The following is an 11,619-nucleotide window of genomic DNA, read 5'->3' as shown; positions in this document are numbered from 1 at the left end:
CCGCAGCAGCATCTTCCCAGATAAAACCGACCATAATAAACCTGTCCCTTTTTGGCAGGTTTCCCGTGGGGCGGGCACTGATGAAGTTTATCGCGAGTTCCGCACGAACAGGAGGCCACTTAATGTGGCCTCCGTCGTGAGCAGGACTGTAGAGCAGGAAACTTCATCAGTGCCCGCCCCACGGGAAACCGGCGGGATAGACCGGTTTGGATGGGGCTTTCATGCATGGGTGGTCTGTTGTTGTGCAAATGGGTATCATACTGTGGTTATTGCATCGACTCTGCGATGCATGTTTGTACGTTCCCGGCGGTCGGTTTGCCAGAAGCGCCCCGTCGGTTGTTCCAGACCCGTTTCGAAGAAAGGAAACCACACTCACCTATGGCAGCTAAAAAATCATCTCCCTTGAAGATCATCCCGCTCGGCGGCCTTGATGGCATCGGCAAGAACATGACGGTCTTCGAGTGCGGCGACGACATGGTGCTCGTCGACGCCGGTCTTATGTTCCCGGATGACTCCCAGCCCGGTATCGACCTGGTGCTTCCCGACTACACCTATGTTCTGGAGAACGAGGAGAAGCTCCGCGGTATCATCGTTACTCACGGCCACGAGGACCACACCGGTTCGCTTCCGTACCTGCTGCAGGACCTCAACAACAAGGTGCCCATCTTCTCGAGCAAGCTGACGCTCGGTTTTATCGAGGGCAAGCTCTCCGAGTTCCGCATCCGCGCGCCTAAGTTCCGCGAGGTCAAGGGCGGCAGCCATGTCAACCTCGGCGGCATCTCGCTCGACTTCTTCTCGATGACGCACTCCATCCCCGGCGCTCTGGGCGTGTTCATCCGCACCAATCAGGGCACCGTTATGCACACCGGCGACTTTAAGCTCGACCAGACTCCCATCGACGGCGTCACGCCCGACTATGCCGCTATCAGCCGTTTTGCCAAGCAGGGCATCGACCTGCTGCTTTCCGACTCCACCAATGCCACGGTTCCCGGCTTTACCAAGTCCGAGGCCGAGGTTGGTCCCAACCTGTTGCACGCCATCAAGAACGCCCCGGGTCGCGTGTTCGTCGCGTCGTTCTCGAGCCACATCCATCGTCTGCAGCAGATCTGCGATGCCGCCCGCAAGTGCGGCCGTAAGGTCGTTGTGACCGGTCGCTCCATGCTCACGAACACCCGCGTGGCGCGTGAGCTGGGCTACCTCAACATCGATGACGCCGATATCATCGATGCCTTCGATATCGATAACCTGCCCGACGATAAGATTGTCGTCATGTGCACCGGTTCGCAGGGCGAGCCGCTGTCGGCCCTGTCCCGCATGGCCAATGGCGAGCACAAGACGCTCTCCATCCACGAGGGCGATACCGTTATCCTTTCGGCAACTCCCGTTCCTGGCAACGAGAAGGCCGTCCAGCAGGTCGTCAACAGCCTGGCCAAGCTCGGCTGCGACGTGTGGGATAAGAACCGCGCTCTCGTCCACGTCTCGGGTCACGGTAGCCAGGAGGAGCTCAAGCTCCTGATGGCCATGGCCAAGCCCACGTACTTTATGCCGGTTCACGGTGAGGCCGTGCATCTGCGCGCCCATGCGCAGCTGGCCCGCAAGATGGGCATCAAGGACGATCATATCTTTATCCTCGATAACGGCGACACGCTCGAGATGCGCGGTGGTATCGTCAAGCGCGGTACGCCCGTCGAGTCCGGTGTCGTTTACGTCGACGGCCTGCGTATCGGCGATACCGACCCCATCGTCCTGCGCGATCGCCAGAAGCTCGCCAACGACGGTATGGTCACGGCCGTTGCCATTGTCTCCCTCAAACACAAGAAGATCGAGGCCATCGAGTTCTCGGGCCGCGGCGTCTCGTTTGCCATCGACGACCAGTTCTCCGAGGATGCCTCCGCGTCCATTATGAAGACGATCGAGAAGGGTAAGTTTAGCTTTACCAGCAGCGGTTCCGATGCCATTCGCAAGGCCGTGCGCGATTCGCTCTCTAACTTTATCTGGAGCCGTACGCGCACCCGTCCGATGATCATCCCGGTCGTCATGGAGGTTTAGTTTGGCGCGCGGATCTGCAAAAAACGCCAAAGGCAATAAGGCCAATAACCAACCGGCATCTGCTAAGGGTGCCGGTTCCCATCTGCGTGCCAATAAGGGCCACGAGTCCGAGTTTGATGAGTTTGAGCCCCTGGTCGAGCCTTCGGCCAATCGCGATATCGCCGGTGTGGTCATCGCCGTTTTGGCGATCGCGTCCTTCATTGCCGTGATCTCTCCGGCAACAGCGCCCGTGACGGCTGCGGTTGCCGGTTTCTACCACCTGGGCTTTGGTCTGGGCGCCTACGTGCTGCCGATCGTCATCTTGCTGTTTGCCGCCACGCTCTTTTTGGGTGAGGACTCGCCGCTCAACGTGCGCTCTGTTGCGGGCGGCGCCTTGGTCTTTATCGCCGTCGTCTCCATTCTTTCGCTGATGGTGCCGGGCACGAGCGATTCGTGCGACCTTATGTTTACGCCGCAGAACCTTTCCGTGTCGGGCGGCTACATTGGCGCCTTTATCGCAAGTGCCTTGCAAAACGCCTTGGGTAAACCTATCGCCATGGTTGTCCTGCTGGGGCTTGTCGTCGTTGGTTTGGTCATTATCGGCTTTTCGGTGGGTGGCGTTTTGCGCTCCGCACGCGATCGCGCTGCCGATTTTGCCGAGCGTCGACGTGCCGATGTCAATGCGAGCCCGTGGGGCGATGAAGAGGCCCTGTCTGTTCCCGGCGTCGCTCGTCCGCACCTGAGCATTTTGCGCCAGAAGGGGACTGACGCCGCGGTGACCACGGTCATGGGTGGCGATGTCGACCCGGTTTTGGATGACGACGAGGACGATGACCCGTTTGTCGACGTATCCGAGTCGGTTGAAGCCGAGCGCGCCAAGACCACGCTGCTGCCGCGCCGCCATGCCAAGAAGGGCAAGGCTGCGCCCAAGCTCAACACAAGCGAGCCCGACCCGTCTTGGTCCGATAGCGAGATTGAGCTCACCGAGGGTGACGACGAGGACGACGAGGCTCCGCTCGAGACCGCCAAGACAACCTTGCTGCCGCGTCGCCACGCCAAGCGCGGGCAGGTCATTGGACAGCTTTCGATGGAGGACGATCCGGACAAGGTTGACGAGTCAGAGCCGCCGTTTGCCGTGAACCCTGTTTCAGCCGCACCTCAGATTCCCGACTTCTTGAAGCATCCCAAGGTTGCCGATGCGCCTGCCACGAGTGCTGTCGAATCGGCTGCGGCTCGTGATGGGGGAGCGGACGGCGGCGCCGCAGATAACGAGGGCGAAGAGGAGGACGGCCTCAAGCTTCCGCCGCTCGAAATCCTGCATGCCAACCCGCAGTCGGCTTCCGCCGCGTCTTCGGACAAGGAGCTGGAGCAGACCGCTGAGTCACTGCAATCCACCTTGCTTGAGTTTGGCCGCAGTGCCCGCGTGGTCGGCTGGATCGCCGGCCCCACGGTGACGACCTTTAAGCTGCAGCCCGGTGAGGGCGAGCGTGTGAGCAAAATCTCGAGCCTCGAGGACGATATCGCGCTTTCGCTCGCTGCCCAGTCGGTGCGTATCTTTGCCCCGATCCCCGGCACCTCGCTCGTGGGCATCGAGATTCCCAACCGCAAGCGCCAGAACGTCAATCTGGGCGACGTGCTGCCCTATGTGAAGGGCGGTCCGCTCGAGCTCGCCATCGGCCGCGACGCCGAGGGCACGCCGGTTGTCGCCGACCTCGCCAAGATGCCTCACCTGTTGATTGCCGGTACGACCGGTTCTGGTAAGTCGGTGATGATCAATTCCATCATCACGACCTTGCTCATGCGCGCCCTTCCCGAGGACGTTCGCCTGATCATGGTCGACCCCAAGCGCGTCGAGCTTGCGGGCTATAACGGTCTGCCGCATCTCTATGTGCCCGTGGTGACCGAGCCCAAGCAGGCCGCGAGCGCTCTGCAATGGGCTGTGTCCGAGATGGAGCGTCGCCTGAAGGTCTTCGAGCGTCTCAACGTGCGTAAGATCTCGACCTACAACGAAAAGCAGGCTGCTGGCGAGTTTGAGCATTACGACAATCCGCCGCAAAAGATGCCCTACCTTGTCATTATCATTGACGAGCTCTCTGACCTGATGATGGTCGCCGGTAAGGATGTCGAGGCCTCGATCGTGCGTATTGCACAGCTGGGCCGTGCCGCCGGTATTCATCTTATCGTTGCCACGCAGCGCCCCAGCTCCAACGTGGTGACGGGCCTCATCAAGGCCAACATCACCAACCGCATCGCCTTTAACGTCGCCACGGGCATCGACTCGCGCGTCATCATCGACCAGATGGGTGCCGAGAAGCTCACCGGTTTGGGCGACATGCTGTTCTCCAAGGTCGACTGGGGCAAGCCCCGCCGTATCCAGGGCTGCTTTGTCTCGGACGACGAAATCAACGAGATTGTCGAGTTCGTCAAGTCGCAGAGCGAGCCCGACTACCACGAGGAGATTCTGTCCGCCGTGGCGCCCGCTTCCATGTCCATGGCTGGTGGCGGCATTGTCCGCACCGGAGTCGCCGAGCCGCAAGACGATGATCCGCTCATTTGGGAAGCCGCCCATATTGTGGTGGAATCGCAGCTGGGCTCCACATCTGGCCTGCAACGCCGCCTGAAGGTTGGCTATGCGCGTGCCGGGCGTATTATGGACATGCTGGAAGAAAAGGGTGTCGTCGGCCCGCCCGACGGTTCCAAGCCGCGCGAGGTCCTGTTGGACGAGGAAGGGCTTGCCGCGCTGGAATCTGTCGACGCCGAGATGGCACGTGAAGATCGTGAGTTTGGAGGATTCTGATGGCTGCACGCTTTGGTGACATGCTGCTCGAGCAGCGTCGCCGAATGGGCCTTTCCATTCAGCAGGTCGCCAACACCATCAAAATCAGGCCGCAAATCATCGAGTTTTTCGAGACCGGTAACTTTGCTTCGATGCCGCCGCGCGGCTATGCGCAGGGCATGATTTCGAGCTATGCTCGTTTTTTGGGCCTCAATCCGCGCGAGGTCGTCAATGCCTACTTTGACGAACTGATGGCATACGAACGCGAGACGTCGCAGCAGGGCGGTCGTTTCCAGGACGCCGCCGGCTACGTCAATTCGCGTTCCTCTGTCGATAACGGGCGCTTCCTGATGGTTCAGGGCGGTCGTTCGACTCGCTATGGACAGCGTCCTCAGCAGGCCGGTTATATTACCGAGACGGGTTCGGGCGAGGAGATTCGCTCGCAGCGTGACCGGTTCCGCAGTACGCCGATGCCCGAGGACCGTGCACTTCCCGCTGCCCGCGGCGTGGCGCGTGACCCTCGTGCCGGCTACGGCGACGGCGGCTATTCCGATCGCGGTCACCGTGGTATCTCTGCCGGTCGTGCTCGCGGCGGCTATGCGGACGCCGATACCACGCAGGTGACGCCGCGTCTTCGCTCTCAATCACAGCCGTATGGCCAGCGCTCTTCGGCTCCGCGTGCGGGCCAGCGTGGCTATCAAGGCCGCGGTGAACTTGCGCCCCGATCGGGTCAGCGCAGCCTTCAGGGCCAGGGTGGCTATCGCGGCCGTTCCGATAGCCATCGTGGCCGTATGCCTCAGGGAGGCGGCCGCAGCAGTTCCAGTCGTGGACGCGGCGGTTCCCGTGCTCCTCAAAACAACGGGCTCGATCCGCGTATCGTCTACGCCGGTATCGGTGCCGTGGCGTTGCTGCTGATCGTGCTCATCGTGGTACTTCTGCGCGGCTGCGCATCTTCGACGCCCGAGACCACGCCCGAGACGCCCACTGCTACCAAGACGACGACCAAGAAGTCTTCTAAGAAGACCGAAATCGTCGACGAGGATGAGGACACCGATGAGCCGACTGACGAGTCGACTGATTCGGACGCCTCCAAGACGACGGCTAAAAAGGAAGAGAACGAGGTAACGAAGGTCAAGATCTCCGTTGCCAAGGGCAAGACTGCTTGGATTGAGGTCAAGGTCGACGGCAAGTCGGTCTATGGCGCCCAGGCGACTGGCCCCTTTGAGCAGGAGTACACGCCCGAGTCCTCGATCGAGATCACCACGTCTAAGCCTTCCGATGTCACCGTTACCAAGAACGGCGAAAAGGTCCGTTACGATACCAAGACCTCGGGCGTGGCGCGCGTGACGATCACCGTTCCCAAGAAGGAGACGACTGATTCCGAGAATGGTGAAAGTTCTGATGGTGCCGACACCACCGATGGTACCGACACCACCGACGGCACCGATGCCCAGTCCACGGATGGCGCCGATACCGCAACTGACGGCCAGACGCCCACCGATTCTACTGACTATTCGTACGATAGCTACTAAGCCGCTCGTACGCGAAAGGAAACATCATGGCTAAAGATTCCAGCTTCGACGTCGTGTCCGAGGTCAATATGCAAGAGGTCGACAACGCCTTCCAGCAGACCACGCGCGAGATTTCCCAGCGCTATGACCTGAAGGATTCCGGCGCCACGATCGAGCTTTCGAAGGGCGACAAGCTCTTTACAATCAACGCCCCGGCCGACTTTGTCTCCAAGCAGATCATCGATGTCCTGAGCTCCAAGCTCATCAAGCGCGGCATCGACCTCAAGGCTGTCTCGTGGGATGCTCCGCAGGCGGCATCGGGCGGCACCGTGCGCGTGCTCGGCCATATCGTCGAGGGTATCGACCAGGCGACCGCCAAGAAGATCAATAAGAACATCAAGGACCAAAAGCTCAAGGTCAAGGTGACCATCGAGGCCGAGAAGCTGCGTGTTTCCTCTGCTTCGAAGGACGCGTTGCAGACCGTTATCCAATTCCTGCGCGACCAGGACTACGGCCAGCCGCTGCAGTTCACCAACTACCGCTAATATCATTCGAAAGGACTGCTCTTCAACATGGATACACCGTTGGGCTCCGTGCTCTACATCACCCTCGGGTGCGCTAAGAACGAGGTTGACACCGACCGCATGCGTTCTCTTTTGACCGCCGCGGGCTACGAGGAGGCATTCGACCCACAGGATGCCGATATCGCCATCGTCAATACATGCTCGTTCCTCGCCTCCGCAACGTCCGAGAGCATCGAGACCACGCTCGAGCTCGCCAACGAGGTTCAGGACGGCGTTCGTTCTTGTCCCATCGTCATGTGCGGCTGTGTGCCGTCGCGCTATGGCGACGACCTGCCCGATGAGCTGCCCGAGGTCGCTGCCTTTGTGAAGGCCGACGAGGAGGACGGCATCGTGGCGGTCATCGATGGCGTGCTGGGTGTCGAGCGTGAGATCGCTGCCTATATTCCGCAAGTCAAGCGTACTGTCGAGGGCGCCGTTGCTTACGTCAAGATTTCCGATGGCTGCAACCGTTTCTGCAGCTTCTGCATGATCCCCTATATTCGCGGTCGCTATCATTCGCGCAATGCCGAGAGCATTATCTCCGAGGTACGCGACCTGGTTGCCGGCGGTGTGCGAGAGATCGTGCTGATCGGCCAGGACACGGGTATTTGGGGCACCGACTTTGCCGACGAAGACGTCACCGATGGCTCGCCGCGCAATCTGGCGCAGCTGCTGCGCGCCGTCGCCGAGGCCGTGCGTCCGCAGAACGTCTGGATCCGTGTGCTCTACCTGCAGCCCGAGGGCATGACTGACGAGCTCATTGAGACCATTCGTGATACGCCCGAGGTGCTGCCCTATATCGATATCCCCGTGCAGCACTGCGACGCGCGCATCCTCAAGGCTATGCGCCGTTCTGGTTCGCGCCAGGAGCTCGAGGACCTGTTCCGCGATCTGCGTGAGCGCATCCCCGGCATCGTGATCCGTTCCACGGCCATGGTCGGCTTCCCGACCGAGACCGACGACGAGTTCCGCGACCTTATCGACTTTATGGACACCGTCGGCTTTGACTACACGAGCGTCTTTGCCTACTCGCAGGAGGAGGGCAGCCTGGCCGCCAAGATGGAGGGCCAGGTCGACGAAGAGGTCAAGCTCGAGCGCGCCCAGGAGGCCATGGACCTGGCCGAGTCGCTCGGTTTTGCTGCAACTGCCGCACATGTGGGCGAGCGCGCCCAGGTGATTGTCGACGGTATCGAAGAGACCGAGGACGGCGCCGAGCTGATCGGACATGCCTGGTTCCAGGCGCCTGATTCCGATGGCGCGGTGCATCTGGATGCCAGCGAGGCATCTGTGGGCGATATTCTGACGGTCGAGTTTACCGATAGCTTCTGCTATGAGCTTATCGGCCATGTTGTGGAGTAGGAGAGCGTCGTGGCAAACGAGAGCAATAAGGAACTGACGAGTGTTTGGACGCCCGCCAACATCGTGACGTGCGTTCGCATCGTCTTTATCCCGGTGTTCATGATTGTGTCGGCGCTTTCTCACACGAGTGTTGCCGGTACAGATTGGAGCACCTTCGACGGCCCGCTCGCCGCCGCTGCCTTCATTCTGTACGTCATCCTGTCGTGCACCGATAAGGTTGACGGCTACCTGGCGCGCTCGCGCAACGAGATTACCGACTTCGGTAAATTCTTGGACCCCATCGCCGACAAGCTGCTCGTATTCTCGGCCCTGCTGCTATTCTTGGACTTTGGTGCCGTGTCGGTTTGGTCCGTGTTCATCATCTTGTTCCGCGAGCTGCTGGTAAGCGCCCTACGCATGGTTGCGAGTGCCGCCGGCGTGGTCGTTGCCGCCGATAAGCTTGGCAAGTACAAGACGGCGACCACGATGGTCTCCATCTGCGGTTACCTGTGCGTCTTTGCGATGGCCGGCTTGCACCTTGGCCCGCTGGCGCTGACGCTCGGCATCTACTCGGTGTCGCGCTTCCTGTACGCCGTTGCCGTTGTCCTGACCGTTATCTCGGGCGCCCAGTACTTCTGGAACTGCCGCAAGATCGTCTTTTCGGTCTAGGTTCTGGTGGGTATGACGGACTCTTTTGAGCAGATTTCCGCACATAACGAGGAGCTGGCGCGTCATATTGTCGAGCGCGCGAGCGCTCGGGGCGTGACGGTTTCGACGGCTGAGTCGCTGACAGCAGGTATGATCGCCTCGACGATTGCCGATATCCCGGGCGCCTCGGCGGTGCTGCGTGGCGGTGCGGTGACCTACTGCGATGAGATCAAGCATCGCGTTTTGGGTGTTGATCAGGAGACGCTCGACCGCTATACCGCGGTGTCGCATCAGACCGCGCGCGAGATGGCGGCGCGTTCGCTGGAGCTGTACCAGAGCGATATTGCAGTGAGCGCAACGGGTTATGCCGGCCCCGGCGGCGGCACTGAGGACGATCCGGCTGGCACTTTCTATATTGGCTGGGCGTATCGCGCGGCTGATGGGGAAGTGCCGGTCGTGGACTCTGTGCGCTGCCACTATGAGGGCGACCGTTCGTGTGTTCGTGCCCATGCGGTCGCGGAGGCATTGGGGCGCATTGCCCTTGTGCTTAACTCTATGGAATAGACGTGTTTTAAGGGGCCTTCGGGCCCCTTAATTGTGGAGATAGGGATCCCTGACGAATTTAGCGTTTGCGCTGGTCATAGGTGTATTTTTGCCTTTCTTGTTCTTATTTGCCCCTTTGTGGTCAAGCATTTGGTCAGTGTTTGGTCGGCGTTTGGTTGGGTTTTGGAAAGACTGCCTGCATATGATTGGCCTGAACGGTTGACCACGAACAGCCGTTCGTTTATTATCGATGCAGGTTGTTAAGAGGAGGGCTATTCATGGCCAAGAATTCAGGTCCCGTACGTACCGTTCATGCTCGCACGACGGGTAAAGAGCGCGATGAGATGATCGCCACCACCAAGGCCGAGATCGAGAAGAAGTTCGGTCAAGGCTCCATCATGAGGTATGGTGACGGCGGCCCCGAGCTTGAGGTTGAGGCTATCCCCACGGGCGCTCTGGCACTCGATGCCGCTCTGGGTATCGGCGGTGTGCCGCGCGGCCGTATCGTCGAGATTTACGGTCCTGAGTCCTCCGGTAAGACGACGCTTTCGCTCGAGATCCTGGCCGAAGCCCAGGCAATGGGTGGCGTGGTGGCATTTATCGATGCCGAGCACGCGCTCGATCCCACGTATGCCGCGCGCATTGGCGTGGATATCGACGAGGTACTGATTTCCCAGCCTGATACGGGTGAGCAGGCGCTCGAGATTGTTGACATGCTCGTGCGTTCCGGCGCCATCGATGCCATCGTCGTCGACTCCGTCGCCGCGCTGACCCCGCGTGCCGAGATCGAGGGAGAGATCGGCGATACCACGGTCGGATTGCAAGCTCGTCTGATGAGTCAGGCGCTCCGCAAGCTCGCCGGCTCGCTGTCCAAGTCCAACACGACATGCATCTTCATTAACCAGCTGCGAGAGAAGATCGGCGTCATGTTCGGCAACCCCGAGACCACGACGGGCGGCCGCGCCCTTAAGTTCTTCTCTTCGGTGCGTATCGACATTCGCCGCATCGACAGCATTAAGCTTAAGGATGAGGTTATCGGTAACCGCGTGCGCGCCAAGGTCGTTAAGAACAAGGTGGCAGCTCCGTTCCGTTCTGCTGAGTTCGACATCATGTACGGTACGGGCATCTCTAAGGAGGGCTCGATTCTGGACATGGCTGTCGAGTGCGGCATTTGCAAGAAGATGGGCTCCTGGTTTGCCTATGGCGAGGACAAGCTCGGCAACGGTCGCGAGGCCGCCAAGGCGTTCCTGCGCGAACACCCCGATTGCGCCGACGAGATTGAGCATAAGGTCCGCCTTGCCTGCGGGCTTGAGTTTGATGACGATGCTCCGTCCGAGGTCGAGCTGACCGATCAGCCTGCGCCTGAGGAGTTTGACGAGCTTTACGCCATCGATGGTTCCGCCATGCTCGATGATGACGACGAGTAGCGGTTACGCTCATGTCGTATACGGTGACCGAGGCCACGGTCGTCTTTCCCGATAAGAAGGCGGCCTCCTCGTTCTCGAGCGGGTATGCGTCCAAAAAGCCTTGCGCACAGATCGATTGTGAGCTTGAGGGCGGTTTTGAGCGGTCCATTTGGATTCCCGTGCGGGTCGCGCGCCTGTATGTCAAAAATCGCCCCGATCTTCCCTGTGATTGGGATAACTTTCGTGAAGCGGTGCAGCTCATCGAGCGTAAATGTGCACTTACCATGGTGACCGAGATGCTATCGCGACGCGACCATGCGACGGGTGAGGTCCGTGACAAGTTGGCACGCTACGGCTTTCGCCAGCCCGCGATCGATTTCGCCGTCGAGCGTGCCACCGAGTATCGCTTTTTAGACGAGAACCGCTTTTGCTCGTACTTTATCGAGGAACGCAAGCGGCGCGGTTGGGGACAGCGTAAAATCGAGACCGAGCTCAAGCGCCGTCATGTCGTGCTCGATGACATTCCCGGTTATCCCGAGGATTATTTTGCCGTCGAAGACGATTTGGCGCGTGCGTCAGCCCTGCTCGCCAAGCGGCGTGTTCCAGAGACGCGCGGATTCGAAAAACTGGTTCGGTTTTTGATGGGCAAGGGCTTCTCGTATCACATCGCCGCCGATGCCGTTAAGGCACGTCTCGATGCCGAACGTGAGGAATGTGCGGTTTAGGCGTATGCGTTTTGTGGCCCTGCCGTTCACCGCGTTTTAGCCGCCGTGCTGGGGCCATTTATTTGACAGTTGTTGTGGTTC

At 60.0% G+C, this 11,619-nt stretch carries 9 protein-coding genes; all 9 read left to right on the top strand.

Going from position 1 to position 11,619, the window contains the following annotated elements:
• Positions 1-378: 378 nt before the first annotated feature.
• Positions 379-2,049, top strand: a complete 1,671-nt coding sequence (locus DW211_RS05605; RefSeq protein WP_117654800.1) for a ribonuclease J — start codon at positions 379-381, stop codon at positions 2,047-2,049.
• A 1-nt stretch (position 2,050) separates the two neighbouring features.
• On the top strand, positions 2,051-4,825 hold the full coding sequence (locus DW211_RS05600; protein WP_233540957.1) for a DNA translocase FtsK: 2,775 nt from the start codon (positions 2,051-2,053) through the stop codon (positions 4,823-4,825).
• Entirely contained in the window at positions 4,825-6,336 is a 1,512-nt protein-coding gene (locus DW211_RS05595; protein WP_118259739.1) for a helix-turn-helix transcriptional regulator, read from the top strand. Before DW211_RS05600 ends, DW211_RS05595 begins: the two co-directional genes overlap by 1 nt.
• Before the next feature lie 26 nt (positions 6,337-6,362).
• Positions 6,363-6,860 (top strand): YajQ family cyclic di-GMP-binding protein, encoded by a 498-nt coding sequence (locus DW211_RS05590; protein WP_118259737.1) that lies wholly within the window; start codon positions 6,363-6,365, stop codon positions 6,858-6,860.
• Positions 6,861-6,887: 27 nt separating this feature from the next.
• A complete protein-coding gene (gene rimO / locus DW211_RS05585; protein WP_118259735.1) occupies positions 6,888-8,237 on the top strand; it encodes a 30S ribosomal protein S12 methylthiotransferase RimO in 1,350 nt (449 codons plus the stop codon).
• Positions 8,238-8,336: 99 nt separating this feature from the next.
• A complete protein-coding gene (gene pgsA / locus DW211_RS05580; protein ID WP_229071689.1) occupies positions 8,337-8,885 on the top strand; it encodes a CDP-diacylglycerol--glycerol-3-phosphate 3-phosphatidyltransferase in 549 nt (182 codons plus the stop codon).
• Between the two features lie 12 nt (positions 8,886-8,897).
• Positions 8,898-9,428: a CinA family protein gene (locus DW211_RS05575; RefSeq protein ID WP_117736850.1), complete on the top strand. Its 531-nt coding sequence runs from the start codon at positions 8,898-8,900 to the stop codon at positions 9,426-9,428.
• 257 nt (positions 9,429-9,685) lie between these two features.
• Entirely contained in the window at positions 9,686-10,834 is a 1,149-nt protein-coding gene (recA, locus tag DW211_RS05570; protein ID WP_022094695.1) for a recombinase RecA, read from the top strand.
• Between the two features lie 11 nt (positions 10,835-10,845).
• Positions 10,846-11,538: a regulatory protein RecX gene (locus tag DW211_RS05565; RefSeq protein WP_118259733.1), complete on the top strand. Its 693-nt coding sequence runs from the start codon at positions 10,846-10,848 to the stop codon at positions 11,536-11,538.
• Positions 11,539-11,619: the final 81 nt, after the last annotated feature.

Source organism: Collinsella sp. AM18-10, assembly GCF_003471585.1.
Lineage (GTDB): Bacteria > Actinomycetota > Coriobacteriia > Coriobacteriales > Coriobacteriaceae > Collinsella.
Note: the sequence above shows the minus strand (reverse complement) of the source record. Positions and strands in the feature narration are given on the sequence as shown.

Coding starts and splice junctions, on each gene's coding strand:
- DW211_RS05605 (WP_117654800.1), top strand. CDS start 379: ATGGCAGCTAAAAAATCATCTCCCTTGAAGATCATCCCGCTCGGCGGC.
- DW211_RS05595 (WP_118259739.1), top strand. CDS start 4,825: ATGGCTGCACGCTTTGGTGACATGCTGCTCGAGCAGCGTCGCCGAATG.
- DW211_RS05590 (WP_118259737.1), top strand. CDS start 6,363: ATGGCTAAAGATTCCAGCTTCGACGTCGTGTCCGAGGTCAATATGCAA.
- rimO (WP_118259735.1), top strand. CDS start 6,888: ATGGATACACCGTTGGGCTCCGTGCTCTACATCACCCTCGGGTGCGCT.
- pgsA (WP_229071689.1), top strand. CDS start 8,337: ATGATTGTGTCGGCGCTTTCTCACACGAGTGTTGCCGGTACAGATTGG.
- DW211_RS05575 (WP_117736850.1), top strand. CDS start 8,898: ATGACGGACTCTTTTGAGCAGATTTCCGCACATAACGAGGAGCTGGCG.
- recA (WP_022094695.1), top strand. CDS start 9,686: ATGGCCAAGAATTCAGGTCCCGTACGTACCGTTCATGCTCGCACGACG.
- DW211_RS05565 (WP_118259733.1), top strand. CDS start 10,846: ATGTCGTATACGGTGACCGAGGCCACGGTCGTCTTTCCCGATAAGAAG.